The organism is Anaerococcus martiniensis, assembly GCF_043187485.1.
In the GTDB taxonomy this organism is placed as follows: domain Bacteria; phylum Bacillota; class Clostridia; order Tissierellales; family Peptoniphilaceae; genus Anaerococcus; species Anaerococcus martiniensis.
This window is the reverse complement of sequence record NZ_CP171106.1, coordinates 1,410,984-1,426,430: the sequence shown is the minus strand read 5'-3', so window position 1 is coordinate 1,426,430 and position 15,447 is coordinate 1,410,984. Positions and strand designations below refer to the sequence as shown.

At 29.7% G+C, this 15,447-nt stretch carries 19 protein-coding genes and 2 tRNA genes; 2 read left to right on the top strand and 19 right to left on the bottom strand.

What is annotated here, in order from left to right; genetic code table 11:
- Positions 1-30: 30 nt before the first annotated feature.
- The 18 genes from smc to ACF3NF_RS06895 form a co-directional block, all read right to left on the bottom strand.
- Positions 31-3,492, bottom strand: a complete 3,462-nt coding sequence (smc, locus tag ACF3NF_RS06980; RefSeq protein WP_394024458.1) for a chromosome segregation protein SMC — start codon at positions 3,490-3,492, stop codon at positions 31-33.
- A 47-nt stretch (positions 3,493-3,539) separates the two neighbouring features.
- Positions 3,540-4,622, bottom strand: a complete 1,083-nt coding sequence (locus tag ACF3NF_RS06975; RefSeq protein WP_394022825.1) for an elongator complex protein 3 — start codon at positions 4,620-4,622, stop codon at positions 3,540-3,542.
- Positions 4,615-5,328: a ribonuclease III gene (rnc, locus tag ACF3NF_RS06970; RefSeq protein ID WP_394024456.1), complete on the bottom strand. Its 714-nt coding sequence runs from the start codon at positions 5,326-5,328 to the stop codon at positions 4,615-4,617. The genes ACF3NF_RS06975 and rnc overlap by 8 nt, the downstream gene beginning before the upstream one ends.
- Positions 5,325-5,549 carry an acyl carrier protein gene (locus ACF3NF_RS06965; protein WP_262122495.1) on the bottom strand — a complete coding sequence of 75 codons (225 nt, stop codon included), beginning with the start codon at positions 5,547-5,549 and terminating at the stop codon, positions 5,325-5,327. Before ACF3NF_RS06965 ends, rnc begins: the two co-directional genes overlap by 4 nt.
- Entirely contained in the window at positions 5,539-6,522 is a 984-nt protein-coding gene (gene plsX / locus ACF3NF_RS06960) for a phosphate acyltransferase PlsX (RefSeq protein WP_394022823.1), read from the bottom strand. The genes ACF3NF_RS06965 and plsX overlap by 11 nt, the downstream gene beginning before the upstream one ends.
- Before the next feature lie 48 nt (positions 6,523-6,570).
- The gene (rpmF, locus tag ACF3NF_RS06955; RefSeq protein ID WP_262122492.1) at positions 6,571-6,750 is read right to left on the bottom strand and encodes a 50S ribosomal protein L32; all 180 of its coding nucleotides are present in this window, start codon (positions 6,748-6,750) and stop codon (positions 6,571-6,573) included.
- 72 nt (positions 6,751-6,822) lie between these two features.
- The gene (locus ACF3NF_RS06950) at positions 6,823-8,013 is read right to left on the bottom strand and encodes an acetate/propionate family kinase (RefSeq protein WP_394022821.1); all 1,191 of its coding nucleotides are present in this window, start codon (positions 8,011-8,013) and stop codon (positions 6,823-6,825) included.
- Between the two features lie 57 nt (positions 8,014-8,070).
- A complete protein-coding gene (locus ACF3NF_RS06945; RefSeq protein WP_394022819.1) occupies positions 8,071-8,553 on the bottom strand; it encodes a hypothetical protein in 483 nt (160 codons plus the stop codon).
- Complete coding sequence (locus ACF3NF_RS06940) at positions 8,550-9,086, bottom strand: type II secretion system protein (RefSeq protein ID WP_394022818.1); 537 nt, start codon at positions 9,084-9,086, stop codon at positions 8,550-8,552. The genes ACF3NF_RS06945 and ACF3NF_RS06940 overlap by 4 nt, the downstream gene beginning before the upstream one ends.
- Positions 9,058-9,408, bottom strand: coding sequence for a competence type IV pilus minor pilin ComGE (comGE, locus tag ACF3NF_RS06935; RefSeq protein ID WP_394022816.1), 351 nt, complete (start codon positions 9,406-9,408; stop codon positions 9,058-9,060). Before comGE ends, ACF3NF_RS06940 begins: the two co-directional genes overlap by 29 nt.
- Complete coding sequence (locus tag ACF3NF_RS06930; protein ID WP_394022814.1) at positions 9,395-9,823, bottom strand: Tfp pilus assembly protein FimT/FimU; 429 nt, start codon at positions 9,821-9,823, stop codon at positions 9,395-9,397. The genes comGE and ACF3NF_RS06930 overlap by 14 nt, the downstream gene beginning before the upstream one ends.
- A gap of 3 nt (positions 9,824-9,826) precedes the next feature.
- Positions 9,827-10,531, bottom strand: a complete 705-nt coding sequence (locus ACF3NF_RS06925; RefSeq protein WP_394022812.1) for a prepilin peptidase — start codon at positions 10,529-10,531, stop codon at positions 9,827-9,829.
- A complete protein-coding gene (locus tag ACF3NF_RS06920) occupies positions 10,528-10,911 on the bottom strand; it encodes a type II secretion system protein (protein ID WP_394022810.1) in 384 nt (127 codons plus the stop codon). The genes ACF3NF_RS06925 and ACF3NF_RS06920 overlap by 4 nt, the downstream gene beginning before the upstream one ends.
- Before the next feature lie 8 nt (positions 10,912-10,919).
- Positions 10,920-12,017 carry a type II secretion system F family protein gene (locus tag ACF3NF_RS06915; protein WP_394022808.1) on the bottom strand — a complete coding sequence of 366 codons (1,098 nt, stop codon included), beginning with the start codon at positions 12,015-12,017 and terminating at the stop codon, positions 10,920-10,922.
- Position 12,018: 1 nt separating this feature from the next.
- Positions 12,019-12,579 (bottom strand): ribosome recycling factor, encoded by a 561-nt coding sequence (frr, locus tag ACF3NF_RS06910; RefSeq protein WP_394022806.1) that lies wholly within the window; start codon positions 12,577-12,579, stop codon positions 12,019-12,021.
- A complete protein-coding gene (pyrH, locus tag ACF3NF_RS06905) occupies positions 12,580-13,296 on the bottom strand; it encodes a UMP kinase (protein WP_394022804.1) in 717 nt (238 codons plus the stop codon).
- Between the two features lie 137 nt (positions 13,297-13,433).
- Positions 13,434-13,519, bottom strand: a tRNA-Leu gene (locus ACF3NF_RS06900).
- 1 nt (position 13,520) lies between these two features.
- A tRNA-His gene (locus tag ACF3NF_RS06895) sits at positions 13,521-13,597 on the bottom strand.
- 348 nt (positions 13,598-13,945) lie between these two features.
- On the opposite strand from ACF3NF_RS06895, the gene ACF3NF_RS06890 reads away from it, so the two are divergent.
- Both ACF3NF_RS06890 and ACF3NF_RS06885 read left to right on the top strand, forming a co-directional pair.
- Positions 13,946-14,551, top strand: a complete 606-nt coding sequence (locus ACF3NF_RS06890; protein ID WP_394022802.1) for a regulatory protein RecX — start codon at positions 13,946-13,948, stop codon at positions 14,549-14,551.
- On the top strand, positions 14,548-14,805 hold the full coding sequence (locus ACF3NF_RS06885; RefSeq protein ID WP_394022800.1) for a GIY-YIG nuclease family protein: 258 nt from the start codon (positions 14,548-14,550) through the stop codon (positions 14,803-14,805). Before ACF3NF_RS06890 ends, ACF3NF_RS06885 begins: the two co-directional genes overlap by 4 nt.
- A 9-nt stretch (positions 14,806-14,814) precedes the next feature.
- On the opposite strand, the gene ACF3NF_RS06880 is transcribed toward ACF3NF_RS06885, so the two are convergent.
- Entirely contained in the window at positions 14,815-15,441 is a 627-nt protein-coding gene (locus ACF3NF_RS06880) for a P-loop NTPase family protein (protein WP_394022798.1), read from the bottom strand.
- Between the last annotated feature and the right edge of the window lie 6 nt (positions 15,442-15,447).

Below are 15,447 nucleotides of genomic sequence, written 5' to 3'. Positions count from 1 at the left end.
CTCATATTTTACTTTTTGCCCAGGATATAATCAATTTTTATCAAAGTCTATAGAATAGACCTTGCTAATCCCATCATCACCAATAGTAACCCCATGGATTTTTTCTGCAAGCTGCATGGTTGTTTGTCTATGAGTTATCATTATAAACTGAGAGTTCTTGGATAATGATGTTAGGTATTCGATATATCTTTTAATATTTGTCTCATCAAGGGCTGCATCAATTTCATCAAGAATAGCAAATGGTGCTGGGTTTGTTTCAAAGATTGCAAATAAAAGTGCAACTGCAGTCAGTGCCTTTTCTCCACCTGATAAAAGTGATATGGATTTTAAAGATTTTGATGGTGGTCGAGCTTCGATTTCAACTCCTGCTAAAAGTTGATCCTCACTATCCAGTTTTAACCTAGCATCTCCACCCATAAATAAAATCTTAAATATTTCAGTAAATCTGCTATTGATAATGTCAAAATTTTTCTTAAACTCATCCTTCATTTCATCTTCCAAAGTCTTAATAAGTTTTTCAATATTTGCTTTGGATTCCTTCAAATCCTTTACCTGACTATCGATAAAATCAAATTCTTCCTTTGTATTTTTGTAGTCAGCAAGTGAATCGGCAGTAAAATATCCGATATTATTTATATTTTTTTGAAGATTTATCAATTCACCTTTATTTACTTTTTCAAATTTTGTATCTTTAAATATTTTTTCAAGTTCTTCAATATCTTTTGTTAAAAAAGCTTTAATTTCATCTATAAGATTGTCATAGTCTTTTACAACCGATTCATATTTATATGTTAATTCTACTTTTTTTATATTTGCTTTGTTTAAGTCTTCTTCTAATTTTTTTGCTATTTCAATTTGTTTGGCATTTTCCTCCTTACTCTTTGTAAGGATTTCATTTTTATTTGCCAATTCTTTTTCTAAATTGATTGTATCTTTTGATAAATTTTCAATCTGATCTTTAAGTTTTTTATTTTCAGATTCAGCTTTTGCAATGAGATTCTCAGTTTCAATTTTTATTTTACTTTCTATCTTCTTGCTTTCTGATATATTTGATAGTTCAGCCTTTAAGCCTGCAATAGCATTTTCTATCATATTTATATCACGACTTAAGATCTCCACCCTGTTTTGATTTTTTATCAATTCAGCTTGTAATTCTTTTATCTGACCTTCATTTTCGCTTATTTTATTGCTATTATCTTTAAGAAGATTTTCAAACTTAGATTTTTTATTTTTCAATTCATCTAGATTTAGGGAAGAGTTTTCATTTTCTACGATATTTATATTTTTATTTAATTCTTCCTTTTGCTCGTTGATATTTTGCAGCTTATAAGAAAGATTTGATATTTCATTATTAATATCGTAAATAACTATTTTTGTATCTTCAAATACTTCTTGGTCTTTTTTACTGGCTACAATTAATTTATTTTTTATATTTATAAGCTCATATAGTTTATTTTTAATCTCCGTATATAATTTTTTAAGGTCTGTAATTTTTTCTTTATTCTGCTCTAATTTTTTGTTTCGATTTAGGATTCCGGTATTTGATTTTTTGTTTTTATTTGATCCTGCAACCATAGAACCCCAGCTATTTATTACATCTAGATTTAAAGTTATAATTCTATATCCCTTAATTTTTTTGGATAGATTTGTAGCATCATCTATATTTTTTACAACAACAGTAGATCCTAAAAAATGATTTATAATAGCCTCGTATTTGGGATTAAAATCAAGCAATTCATTGGCCATTGCGATTACTTCCGGCTCATTTGGTTTTGATTTTTTAAAAGAATTTATAGAATCAATTGGCAAAAATGTGATTCGTCCAATATTGTTTTTATTTACAAAATTTATCAGGGTTTTACTATCATCTTTTGTTCGAGTTACAATATTTTGAACAGCTTGTCCCATAAGATTATCGATTATTTCTTCATAGCCGTTTTTTACATTTATCAGATTTGCTAAGGTATCTTCATATAAATAATCCAGATTATTTGCCTTAGTCATATTTAAAAAGCTTTGGACAGAGTAAAAATAACCTTCATTAGAGTCAACAAGATTTTTGTTAAACTTATATTGATTTATTGCTGTTTTTAAATCAATATTGATACTATTTAAGTGTTTCTGATAGTTATTTATATCATTATCAATATTTGTTAAATTATTTTGTGCATCTTCTATATTTTCACTTAATTTTTTACTTTTATCTAGATTTTCTATTTTTTTTGCAGAAAGATCGTCTAGTTTTTTATTGATATTATTTATTTCAAAATCTAATGTTTTTAATTTTTCTTGATTTTCAGTAATTTCAGCGGCACGTTTTTGTTTAAGAATTTCATTTGTTTTTGCATTTATCTCTAAATCGTATATTTGCTTAGTGAGTTTTTCATCTTCAGATTTTAAAATTTCTATATCAGTATTTAATTTATTATTTACTTCATTTAAATTACTAATTTTTACATTTAAATTTAAAATATTATCTTTTGATATATTTATTTCATCAGTTTTAGCCTTAAGATTTTGTTCATCCTTTGATAAATCCTCATTAAGCTTTGCTGATTTTTCTTCATTTGATGCAAGGTTTTGACTTATTCTATGCAAATCTTTTGTGTTGTAAGTCAATTCCTTATTATTTAATTCAATTTTGTTTTCATTATTTTCTATAACTTTTCTCGATTTAGAAAGTTTATTTTCTATATCTTCTTTAGTTTTGCTTATTTGATCAAAACGTTCGTTAAATGGTATTAAATCTTTGTTTAAATCTTTTAATTTATGATTTTTATCTTCTAAATCATTAACAATTTCTCTGATTTCTTCATTTAAATTTTGTTTTTTTTCTAAAAGGCTAGCAGATTTTTCTTTTACATATCCATAGGCTTTTTTGTCCAAATCAGCACTTAATTCTTGCCATTTTTCATAATTTTTTGCTTCATTAGATAATTTTTCTAAGTCTTTGGCCTTATATTCCCACTCACGCTCGATGACTTCTAAATCATCACTAACTTTTGTAAGTTTTTTGTTTGCTTCGTCTCTTCTGTATTTGTGTTTTGAAATCCCACTTGCTTCTTCAAAAAGAGCCCTTCTTTCAAAGTTTGATGAGCTAATTATTTCATCTATTCTACCTTGACCGATTAAGGAATAACCTTCTTTTCCAATTCCAGTGTCTAAAAATAATTCACGGACATCCTTTAATCTGACTTTTTTGCCGTTAATCTTATATTCGTTTTCACCATCACGATATATACGGCGTCCGATTACAACTTTTTCGTACTCAATGGCTAAGGATTTATCACTATTGTTAAAAACAAGGTTGACTTCTGCAAGATTTAGGGAGTTTTTTCCCTCTGCTCCTTGGAAAATGACATCATGCATTTTTGATCCACGTAGAGATTTTACAGACTGTTCACCCAAAACCCATCTTATAGCATCGGAAATATTTGATTTTCCAGATCCATTTGGACCCACTATGGCTGTGATTTGTTTTTCAAATGGTATTGTTGTTTTGTTCGCAAAGGACTTAAATCCTTTTAGTTCTATACTTTCTAGTCTAATAGTAAATCACCGCCGTAGTTTTTTCTTACATAGTTATCTATAAAATATTCTATATTAAATTCTAACTTATTATCCTTATATATAATATATTCTGTATCACTTGATTGAAATTTCAAATTTACCTTGTGTTTATCATAAAAATACTTCTTGTTGGCCTTATTATTTCCAGCTATTAAAGAGATATTGCGATTGTTGGCATAAATTGTTAATTCATCTTCAATATTATTTTTATTTATTATCTCTTCCAGATATTTTTTATAAATGTCCGCTTCCACTAATTGCCTAAAAGCAGGATGAAATGGTCCTGACACAACATCTGCTCCTGCGTTTATATTTTCTGTTGGCTGAAGTCCAATTCTTATGATATTTATACCAGCAAATTTATAAAGCATTGCTGCATCAGCAGAAACTCTTATAGCCTCATCAATTGTAAGTGGCTTATATATGCCAGCATTATAAAGCATTTCTAGTTTTGTATCTTTAATTACAAGTGTAGGATATATCCTTACAATATCAGGCCCAATTTTTATGGATTTTATAACTGTATCTATGGTTTTATTAAAAGTATCATTAAAAAGTCCAGGCATTATCTGATGGCCTAGGGTAAATCCATAATCTTTTATCATTTTAGATGCTTCATAACTTGCTTTTACACTATGACCACGTTCGTTGGCATCTAATACTTTTTGGTCAAGTGATTGGATACCTAGCTCAATAATATCAACCTGGTATTTTTTTAGAGTATCAAGAATAGAATTATTTATATAATCAGGTCTAGTTGAAAGTCTGATTCTATCAATAATTCCCTTCTCTTTATATTTTCTGGCAATTTCTAAGTATCCAACCATCACATCTTTGTCAAGTCCTGTAAAAGAGCCTCCAAAAAAGGCAATTTCTTTGATATTATCATTGTCAGAAAAGTATTCTAAATTTTTTTCAATCTCGCCTATGACTTTACTAGGATCCATTTTGTCCTTATAATTTGTAATTTTAATCTGATTACAAAAGGCACAATCATGTGGGCAACCTAAAAATGGTATAAAAATTGGAATAATATATTCTTTTTTAGTCATTTTTTATTCTTTCATAGGCATTTTTTGCTGCATTTTGCTCAGCTTTCTTCTTGTTTTTACCAATACCAGTTGCCAAAATTTTGTTACCAGCCTTTACTTGCATAGTAAATATTTTATCATGCTCAGGACCTTCTTGATTAATCAATGTATATTTTAGAATTTTTTTATCATGGGCATTGTGGTACTCTTGAAGTCTTGTTTTGTAGTCATTAAACATTGAGTCATCTTCAATTATTTCCTTGGCTGCTTCAGTATAATTTTCCACCAAAAAATTATACAAGTATTCAAAACCTGCATCTAAATAAATTGCAGCACAAACTGCTTCAAAAGTATCTGCTTTTACGTGTTTTTTTAGACCTCCACCATGCTGTTTTTCACCTTTTCCAAAATTTAAATAGCTAGTTAAGTCATATTTTTCGCTAGCTTTTGCAAAGGAGTCTGTACAAACAAGTCGGGATCTTGTTTTTGTAAGCCAGCCTTCAGGTTTGTTATTGTAATTTTTAAATAAGACTTCACTAACCACTAAATCCAAAACGCTATCTCCCAAAAACTCTAAACGTTCATTGCTTTTAGCCTTTGTTTTTACCTCATTTGTATAGGATGAATGAGTAAAGGCTACATCTATCAACGATTTGTCGTTGAATGTGTAGCCAATCTTATCTTCAAATTCTTTAATTTGTTCGAGTCTTAATTTCGACATCATCAGATTTTACTTTCTATAAGACTTGCTATATCATCTAAAGTTTCTATTTCATCTAGCTCATCTTCTTCAAATTCTATGTCATATTTTTCTTCTATAAGCATTATAAAATCAAGCATATCAATAGAATCGATATCAAGATCAGATAATTTTGTATTCATATCTAAATCATTAAAATCTATGTCAAGATTTTCATTAGCAAGTTTGATTAATTCATCAATTACCATTTAACTCTCCTTCGATTTTTTCTATAACATTCATTTCTATATAGTTAATCAGGCCTAGGATTGCATTTGAAAATGCTATTTCATTTGTGTTTCCATGGGCCTTGTATACATAAGATTTTACCCCAAGAAGTGGCGCTCCTCCAACTTCATCTGGACTAAATTTATTTGCTAAAGATTTAATATCATTTTTTAGAATTGCACCAGCAATTTTATTTTTGGCAGATGAATAAATAATATTTTTAAGCTCTGATGCAAAAGTTTTTAATACTCCTTCAGTTGTTTTAATTGCAATATTTCCATCAAATCCATCTGCAACAATTACATTTACTTTACCGGTTAGGATATCTCGGGCTTCAATATTACCGGTAAAGTTCATATTTGATTCTTTTAATAGATTGTATGTTTCTTTTGTAAGATTATTTCCCTTATGTTCTTCTACTCCAACATTTAACAGACCAATTTTAGGATTTGTAATATTCATTACATTTTCAAGATAAACCTTACCCATTAAGGCAAATTCATAAAGAAATTCTGCTTTGCAATCCATATTTGCACCAGTATCCATCAATAAAGTAATCTCATCGTTAACTGAAGGGATGCTTGCTGCTAAACAGGCTCTTTTTATACCTGGAATTCTTCCAGCAAGAAATAATCCACCAGCAAGCAAGGCTCCAGTAGAACCTGCAGAAATCACTCCATCATATCCTTCTTCTTTGGATTTTTCATAGGCTAAAACTATGGAAGCATCTTTTTTCTTTCTGATGGCTCTTACTGGGTCCTCATCATTTGAAACAAATTCATTTGTAGGAATTATTTTGTAATTTTTTATTCTATCGTGAATTAAAAGTTTTATTTCCCTATCATTTCCTATAAAAACAGGTGTAAAATCACGTTTTTCAAGGGCTTTTACCGTACCATCTATGATTGGCTGTGCACCCGCATCTGCTCCGTAAGTATCAATTAATATTTTCATAATCTTCCTCATTTTTTGTATAAAAAAAGATAGTGCATAAACACTATCTTATTCTACATCAATTATTGCTTCGCCTTTATATTCTCCACAGTTTGGGCAAACTCTGTGTGGAAGTTTTGGCTCGTGGCAATTTGGACACTCAACATAGTTTGATCTGTTCAAAGTATAAGCTGAGGCTCTTCTTTTATTTTTTCTTGTTTTTGATGTTCTTCTTTTTGGTACTGCCATCGTTACACCTCCTCTTATCAGTTTTAGCAATCTTTTATATTATATATTGAGATATCCTATATGTCAAGGTTTTTATTTTACTAAATCTTGTGTATCCCTTGCAATCATAAGCTCTTCGTTTGTAGCGATTACCATAACTTTTACCTTAGAATCTTCTGTAGAAATTACATGTTCACCACCACGAACTTTGTTAGCTTCTTGGTCAATTTTGATGCCAAATTGTTCAAATCCTTTTAGGATGTCTTCTCTCATTTCGATTGAGTTTTCACCAATACCGCCTGTAAATACGATAGCATCAACTTTCTCAATTTCTGCCATGTATCCTGCTATATATCTTTTTGTTCTTGTTGTGAACATATCTAATGCGACTTGAGCTCTTTCATTACCTTCTTTTGCTGCATCTTCAAGGTCTCTAAAGTCAGAGCTTACACCTGATACTCCAAGTACTCCTGATTCTTTGTTTAGGATATTATTGATTTCGCTAGCTGAAATACCATCTTTTTCTTCGATATATGTTACAACTGCCGGATCTAGGTCACCAGATCTAGTTCCCATTACAAGACCTTCAAGTGGAGTAAGTCCCATTGTAGTATCAAATGATTTTCCTTCTTTAACAGCTGTTATAGATGAACCATTTCCTAAGTGAGCTGAAATAATGTTTGTTTCTTCAACTGATTTTCCTAATAAGTCAGCTGCTCTATTTGTAATATAATTGTGACTTGTTCCGTGGAATCCATATTTTCTAATTGCATCTTCTTCATAGTATTTGTAGTCAATACCATAAAGATATGTTTTTGCAGGCATTGTTTGGTGGAAAGCTGTATCAAATACTGCAACACTTGGTACATTTGGTAGTAATTCTTCACAAGCTTTAAGTCCCATTAAGTTTGCTGGGTTGTGAAGTGGAGCAAATTTAGCTGCTTCGTTTATAGCATCTTTAACTTCGTCTGTAATTAGTGCAGATTTTGTCATTTTTTCCCCACCATGAACGAATCTATGTCCAACAGCATCAATTTCTTCAAGACTTGCTATTACACCATTTTCACTATCAATTAACGCATCAAATACATGAGAAACTGCTTCTGTATGGTTTTTCATAGCTTCTTCGATAACGAATTCGTCTCCATTATTTTTTTGAACTAGACGGCTTCCTTCAATTCCAATTCTTTCTACAAGACCTTTTACCATTACTTCTTCATTTTCCATGTTAAAAAGTTGGTATTTAAGTGATGAACTTCCACAATTTATTACTAATATTTTCATTTTATCTCCTTATATTCTTTATACATACATTATACCTATAGCTTCTAAAATTTAAAATTAATAAGTACTTCTAATAATCATTTTAATACTTTTCTTATCATTTTCCAAATCATCATCTTCCTCAATAACTTTAAACCATAGTGCTGAATCAGATTTACTATCTCCTACACTAACATTTTCAAGGCTTACTTTGTATACATCCTGCAATTTCATATCCTCATCATAATATTTATGATATATCTTTATGTAATAACTTTTTCCATTGTATAAAAAGTTTGCTGACTCATTCAATTTATAATTATCAGTTTTCTTTTTATCAGTTATTAAATCATTTTTTAGGATAATATCTTCTAATTTGTCATAATTTTCAACTAAATAACTATTCATTACAGACTCAGCTAAATAAATAGCTTGTTTTTTATTATACAAATCACTTATGTAATCATTTGTATTTTCATTTTGCCTATAAACAAATGTAATTGAAAGTGATAAAACTAAAAGTACAAATAGGGTCAATATAGATACAAATCCCTTTTTCATAATCTTTTACCTACATTAATTAAAGTTTCATATCTAAGTCTAGGATTGTCCTTATTTATAATAATCTTTACGGTTTCATTTCCTGCATCATAATATAAATAAAGGTCATTACATTTAGCAATTGGAACTTTGCTTGCTCGATAATTTACATATAGCTTGCTGTCATCCGAATCACCTTTATTTGATACATTTATGATTTCAGCATATAAAGTTTTTTTCTTAGTGGTTTGGCTATCATCAGTTAAAAATCTATAGGTAGATATATATTCTTTATTATCAGATACGTTTATAAGGTAAAATTTGCAGTTAGTCTCTCCTTTATCATCTGTTAATTCGATTTTGTAGGCTCTTCTAATAACATTTTCTACATATGTAAACCCCAACGATGATGATTTATAGTCCAATTCATTGGCGTAAGTGTTTTTTGAAGCTTTAATACTAAGTCCAAAAATTATGTAGGCTGTCACTATTAATAACGATGCAATAGCCAATGATGCAAGTAATTCAATTAGAGTAAATCCTTTTTTTCTCATTATTTACCTCTAAAAGCTCAAGTTCATAATTTTTATGTTTTACTTTTATTTTATCTAAGTCTTGGTTATAAATTGACCTTGTAACTATTATTTCAAAACCGTTTACAAATTGTGTATTTGAGTCATAGATTGGACTAGGATTATTTTTTTCATTCTCAATGGCTTCTTCTAGTGCAAAAATAATTTGTGGTTCGTTTTTTAATTCATTTGAAGACTTGATAAGGCTTTGCAAAGATGGGAGTAAAAAGGCAGCAATTAAGGCTAATATCCCCAAGGCGATTATCGTTTCAATTAATGTAAAACCTTTTTTAAATCTTTTCAATTCTAGACCTTCCTCCTACCGGTGCAATTATAAGTTTATAAATATTTTTATCTGAGGGATCAAATTTATATTTTATATAAAAATAGTCTGAACCTCCCACACTTCCTGTAGAATAAAAACGTACTTCAGATGTATAATGTCTTTGTAACTCTATATAACGTAGATTTTGAGTTTTTCTATAATTATCTCCCGATACAATCCTGTAGTTATTTCTATTAAGAACTATGATAGAAGTATTGCCCGTTGTATGGGCCTTGGCTTTTGCATATTGCAGATCATTTATTAAATTTTGAATCTCAATTTCAGTCTTAATTTTGTCTATAGTGTTGAATCTAAATAGTCCAATCCCAAGTACTATAGACATTATTGCCAAAACCACTATTAATTCTATCAAAGTAAAACCACGTTTCTTCATAAATCAAACCCCAGCTAGATTTAAAATAAGGAAGGATAAAAATATGTAAATACAAAATGGGATTGGTATTTTTAGCGTTTTATTTTTGTAGGCAATAAATATACCTGAAATAGCTCCTAGCCATATAGAAAATAGTATTAGATAAATTATTCTATTGTTTGGCAAGTAAAGAAATAGGGCTAGAAAAAAATATATGTCACCATCTCCCAAAGCATTTTGTGATGCCAGATATATTAGTTCATATAAAATTGAAAATAGAATCACAGTTTTTATAAAACCTAAATCAAATCCTAAAAAAATATAACGATAAATTATACCTATTATTGTTAATATGGCAATTTGGCTCATATAAATGTCAAAACTTTTAAAATCTATGACTGCCACAATAAGGGCAAGTAGGATTGCAAAGAAAAGCAATGTTGATTTGATTAATTCATCTATATTTATAAATATCAGAGCCAATAATCCGACTATTATTTCTACAATTAAATTTTCATATGAAATTTTATCCTCGCAATACCTGCATTTGCCTTTTAAAAATAAAAAGCTAAATATCGGAACCAAATCCCATGGATATAGCCTATGTCCACAAGATTCACAATGGCTAGGAGGGCTTATAATGCTTTCACCTTTGATTTTTCGATTTATAACTAGATTTGCAAATGATCCAAATATCGCGCCTAAGAAAAATAATACAGGGTATATCACTTTTCTTGAGATTCTTCGAATGCATTCTCTTCTGGATTAACTGTAATAGTTTGCGGAGTGATTATGACAGTATATCCATCCGGAGTATTCCCACTAGAGTCCTTTAAACTAGAAGGAATTTCAGGCCATTTTTCTACATAGTTTTTATAGTCACCGTCTTTCGGCCAATTAACTTCTTTTTTATCTGTTTTGCTCATTTCATTTCTTCTTAACATAGCAGCAGACTTTAACATTTGTACATTGGTCTTATGAGCAGCTTCCGCAGCAGCAAGTCTTGATTTATTGTATCTTGGTAGGGCTACTGCAGCCAAAATTCCAATAATTGCTATTACAATAACTAACTCTATTAAAGTAAATCCCTTTTTCTTTTTATTTTTCATCTTTTCTCCTAAAATCCAACCCCATTTACCGATTCAAATATTGGTAGGGCTATGGCAAACACTACAAAAGCAACTACTATACTCATTAAAATTATCATTACTGGTTCTGCAAGTGATGAAATATGACGGAGTTTATAGATATAATCTGTCGCAAAATACTCACTTGATTTTTCTAATGCTGATTTCATCTGTCCACTGTCTTCCCCAATCTTTATCATTGATATCAATAGTGGAGAAAATATTTCTTTGCTAGATAAACTATCACTCAGGCTATGACCCTTCTTTAGGTCAAGAATAATTTGATTAAAAATTTCTTTTAAGTATTTATTTTTAAAAGATTCTTTAATAATCTCAAGGCTTGATATTATGCCTACATCCCCCGCTTTTAAGATATAAAGTAAGGATGTAAATTGATATTCCAAACTCAACCTTCTATATTTAAAAAATGGTAGTTTAAGGAAATTAAGCTTATCTATTTTTAAACGTATTTGATCATCTTTTCTTAAAATCATAATGCATATGATTATAAGAATAAGAAATAAGAAAATATATATTCCATAATTTGAAAAAAATCTTGAAAGTCCCATCAAAATTTTTGTAGATATTGGCAAATCTTTGCCAAAAGACTCGAATATGCCTTCAAAAGTTGGCAAAACAAAATTCATTACGATTATAATTATTACAATCATTACTAATAAAAGCATAATAGGATATGTAAGTGCTTGTTTGATTATGTTTTTATTTTTGCTTTCTTCATTGATATAAGTGGATAGTTCATCCAATACTTCTGCCATATGGCCACTTTGATCCCCACTTTTTATAAAGGCAACTAACATGGGATTAAAATATTTTTTGTTACGGCTAAAAGCATCATTAATTGATAAGCCTTTAGATAAATCAAAATTTATTTGCTGAAGAGCTCTGCTTAATTTTTTATCCAACTTCTGTTCTTCAATTATCTTTAAACTCGTATCTAGAGGTATTCCTGATCCTATTAGCAAAGATAATTGTTTTAAAAATAAGGACATAATCCTACTATCTATCTTACTAGAGGATATATCCTTATTTAAAAATTCTTTTATTTTATTTAAATCTAAATTAGCCACACTACACTGTTAATAATTCTTTATTTTTCTTATCTGCTAATTGTTCTACTTCTTCGATATATTTATCTGTAATATTTTGAAGTTCTTCTTCAAGTGCAAACTTATCATCTTCAGTGATGTCTCCAGATTTTTCACTTTTCTTAACTTCATCCATTCCATCACGTCTTTTATTTCTTATAGAAATTTTTGCATCTTCTGCGTATTTTCCTACTTCTTTTGTATATTCTTTACGTCTTTCTTCTGTTAGAGCTGGGAATGGTAGTCTGATTACTTCACCATCATTTTGTGGATTGATGCCAGTATCTGCTTTAATAATTGCTTTTTCGATTGGTCCAACATTTGATTTATCCCAAGGCTTGATAACTAAAAGTCTAGCTTCTGGGATAGAAATTGTTGCAGCTTGGTTGATTGGTGTTTCATTTCCAAAATATGAAAATGTTATTCCATCCAAAACTGCTTCTGATGCACGGCCAGCTTTTATATTTGCAATTCTACCTTCAAATGACTCAACAGCTTGTTTCATGTCCTTATCAGCTGATGATTTAATTTCTTCATAATTCATTTAAAATTTCTCCTTTACAATTGTACCGATTGCTTCTTCTTCTGTGAAAATTTTTACCATATTGCTTGGATCATCGATTCCAAAAGCAATCAGTGGCATACTATTATCCATAGCAAGGCTAGTTGCAGTGGTATCCATGATTTTGATTTCTTGTTGTAATATTTCTTTATAAGTTAATTTGTCATATTTTACTGCATTATCAAAAATATTTGGATCCTTGTCATATATTCCATCAGTACCCGTTTTTCCTAGAAGGATTACATCAGCATCAATTTCTAAAGCACGAAGGCTAGCTGTAGTATCTGTTGAAAAATATGGTAATCCAGTTCCTGCAGAAAAAATTACTATACGATTTTTCTCTAAGTGTCTAATAGCCCTGCGTCTGATATACGGTTCAGCAACTTCTTTCATATCTATGGCTGTCATAAGTCTAGTGTCCATACCCATCTCTTCAAGACTACCTTGGATTCTTAGACCATTCATAACAGTACCGAGCATACCAATAGTATCTGAGCTAGCTCTTTCTATTTGAGCTCCAGAACGACCCCTCCAAAAATTACCGCCACCAACAACAATCGCTATCTCAACATCTAGCATATGAACTTTTTTGATAGATGCACAAATGTTTTCTATAACTTCATCATCAAATCCAAAGCCCTTAGCTCCTGCAAGGGCTTCACCACTTAATTTTAATACAACTCTTTTAAATTTTTGCAAAACTGCCTCCTATTAATATAAATTATAACCTATTTTAGGAAAATTTAACATAGATAGTTTAAAATTGTTAAAGATTAGTAGAAAAATTTGGCACAAAAAAAGAAACCGTTGAATAAACAACGGTTTCTAGTATCTATTGGTGCGGGATAAAGGAGTTGAACCTTCACGAGAAATTCTCACTAGATCCTAAGTCTAGCGCGTCTGCCAATTCCGCCAATCCCGCATGGGGTGAGTAGTGAGATTCGAACTCACGGCCTCCTGGGCCACAACCAGGTGTCTTAACCAACTGGACCATACCCACCAGGTCATTACCCTTACTATTATACATTATATAAAATCTATGTCAAGTTTTTTTAATATAATTTTTACATTTACTTTACATAAGATTTTAAGGCATAATTAAAGGCCATCCATGCATTCTTAACTGCAAAAAATATTATAATACTTTTTGCTATAACTTGTCAAGCTTTTTTTGTAAGTTTTTTGATTTTTTTATTAATTAGTGTATTTTTGGGGATATATAGTAAAATAAATTTGAGGTGAATTTGATGAAAAATAATAAAACTTTATTAAAATTATTTGCAATAATTATTGCACTTGCAATGGTAGCTCCTATTATTTATAGTGCTTATGCATCATTTGCGGGTCTATGATTATTGAGTCTATAGATTATTCTGATAAATACAATTTAGTGATACTTAGTATTTCAGGTGAAGATTTTAATATTTCCTATGACTTATATAATGATTTGCAATTAAATATTGATGACGAGCTTGATTTTGATGTATATAAGGAAATTTTAAGTGAAGATGAGTTTAATAGAGCGAAGAATTTTGCCCTTGGTAAAATTTCCTATGCTCAAAAAACTAGTTTTGAGATTGAAAAAATTTTAAAAGACAATAATTTTTCTAATGTTTCAATTGAAAAAACTATCAGTTTTCTCAATGAATACGGGATTCTGAACGATGAACTATTTGTAAAATCTTATGTTTCTGATAAGCACAATATATCAAAGTGGTCAAAAAATAAAATTCGTTACTCCCTAAAAACTAAGAAAATATCTGATGAATTGATTGAAAAATATCTTGAGATAATCAATGACGAACAAGAGTACGAAAATGCCTACAATTTTGCTTTAAAAAAGGCTAGAAATGATTTTTCAATCGAAAATAAGCAAAAAGTATACAGGTATCTAGCTGGTAAGGGTTTTGAATTTGATATTATAAATAAGGTAGTTGGTGAGCTTTTTAAATGACTTTTGGTTACGTTTATATTTTAAGATGCAGGGATAATTCTTTATATACTGGTTGGTGTGTTGATTTAGAAAAAAGACTGGCTTTACATAATTCTGGCAAGGGTGCTAAATACACCAGAGCAAAAGGCCCCTGCAAATTAGTGTATTACGAAGAAATATCGGATAAATCAGAAGCATTAAAAAGAGAAATTGCCATAAAAAAATTACCTAAAGCAAAAAAAGAGGACTTAGTTAGAAATTTTAATCTAACTTAGTCCTTATTTTTATTTTCTAAAACTAGCCTTTAATTTCTCAAAAAATCCTAATTTTGGTATTTCTACTTCATTGCCAGCTATTAGATTTTCGATTACATTTTTAAAATATTCGCCATTTTTTACTGTTCCAAGATACTTGGATGATTTTGCATCAATAGTATCCTTATGATTTCTTATATCAAAATCATCTGATACTTTATTTATAAAAAATGCATCACTATCATTTACTAATGCCAAATCATTTTCTCCAATAATATCAATTGAAGTTTTATTCGCTATTAGATTTTTGTCTACGCCATCTATAACTACAAAATCATAGGAAATGTTATTTAAAAGATTATTGATATCTTCCCCATTTATTTGGTATTTATCTTCTAAAAGTGGACTGATGATAAAATCAAGATTATCATTTTCATGGACTAGTACTCTTTCAAGGGGTGCTAGTCCTGTAAAATAATCTGCCAAATCATAGGTTATCATTCCATCTTTTTGGAAATAGTCCTCTATATTTGATGTTGTGGCGCGTTTTCCTTGGAGCAATAATACTTTATTATTTTGTTGTAAGTATTCAGCTAAATTTACTGAAAAATCTGTTTTCCCAATAGCTTTTGGGCCATTTATAACATAAACTTTCATTATTTC

What these genes read in the sequence shown, in the direction of transcription:
- plsX (WP_394022823.1), bottom strand. Translation starts at nt 6,522, where the DNA reads ATGAAAATATTAATTGATACTTACGGAGCAGATGCGGGTGCACAGCCA.
- ACF3NF_RS06890 (WP_394022802.1), top strand. Translation starts at nt 13,946, where the DNA reads ATGATTATTGAGTCTATAGATTATTCTGATAAATACAATTTAGTGATA.
- ACF3NF_RS06885 (WP_394022800.1), top strand. Translation starts at nt 14,548, where the DNA reads ATGACTTTTGGTTACGTTTATATTTTAAGATGCAGGGATAATTCTTTA.
- ACF3NF_RS06930 (WP_394022814.1), bottom strand. Translation starts at nt 9,823, where the DNA reads ATGAAGAAACGTGGTTTTACTTTGATAGAATTAATAGTGGTTTTGGCA.
- ACF3NF_RS06965 (WP_262122495.1), bottom strand. Translation starts at nt 5,549, where the DNA reads ATGGTAATTGATGAATTAATCAAACTTGCTAATGAAAATCTTGACATA.
- ACF3NF_RS06945 (WP_394022819.1), bottom strand. Translation starts at nt 8,553, where the DNA reads ATGAAAAAGGGATTTGTATCTATATTGACCCTATTTGTACTTTTAGTT.
- rpmF (WP_262122492.1), bottom strand. Translation starts at nt 6,750, where the DNA reads ATGGCAGTACCAAAAAGAAGAACATCAAAAACAAGAAAAAATAAAAGA.
- ACF3NF_RS06940 (WP_394022818.1), bottom strand. Translation starts at nt 9,086, where the DNA reads ATGAGAAAAAAAGGATTTACTCTAATTGAATTACTTGCATCATTGGCT.
- ACF3NF_RS06880 (WP_394022798.1), bottom strand. Translation starts at nt 15,441, where the DNA reads ATGAAAGTTTATGTTATAAATGGCCCAAAAGCTATTGGGAAAACAGAT.
- frr (WP_394022806.1), bottom strand. Translation starts at nt 12,579, where the DNA reads ATGAATTATGAAGAAATTAAATCATCAGCTGATAAGGACATGAAACAA.
- ACF3NF_RS06950 (WP_394022821.1), bottom strand. Translation starts at nt 8,013, where the DNA reads ATGAAAATATTAGTAATAAATTGTGGAAGTTCATCACTTAAATACCAA.
- ACF3NF_RS06920 (WP_394022810.1), bottom strand. Translation starts at nt 10,911, where the DNA reads ATGAAAAATAAAAAGAAAAAGGGATTTACTTTAATAGAGTTAGTTATT.
- ACF3NF_RS06975 (WP_394022825.1), bottom strand. Translation starts at nt 4,622, where the DNA reads ATGACTAAAAAAGAATATATTATTCCAATTTTTATACCATTTTTAGGT.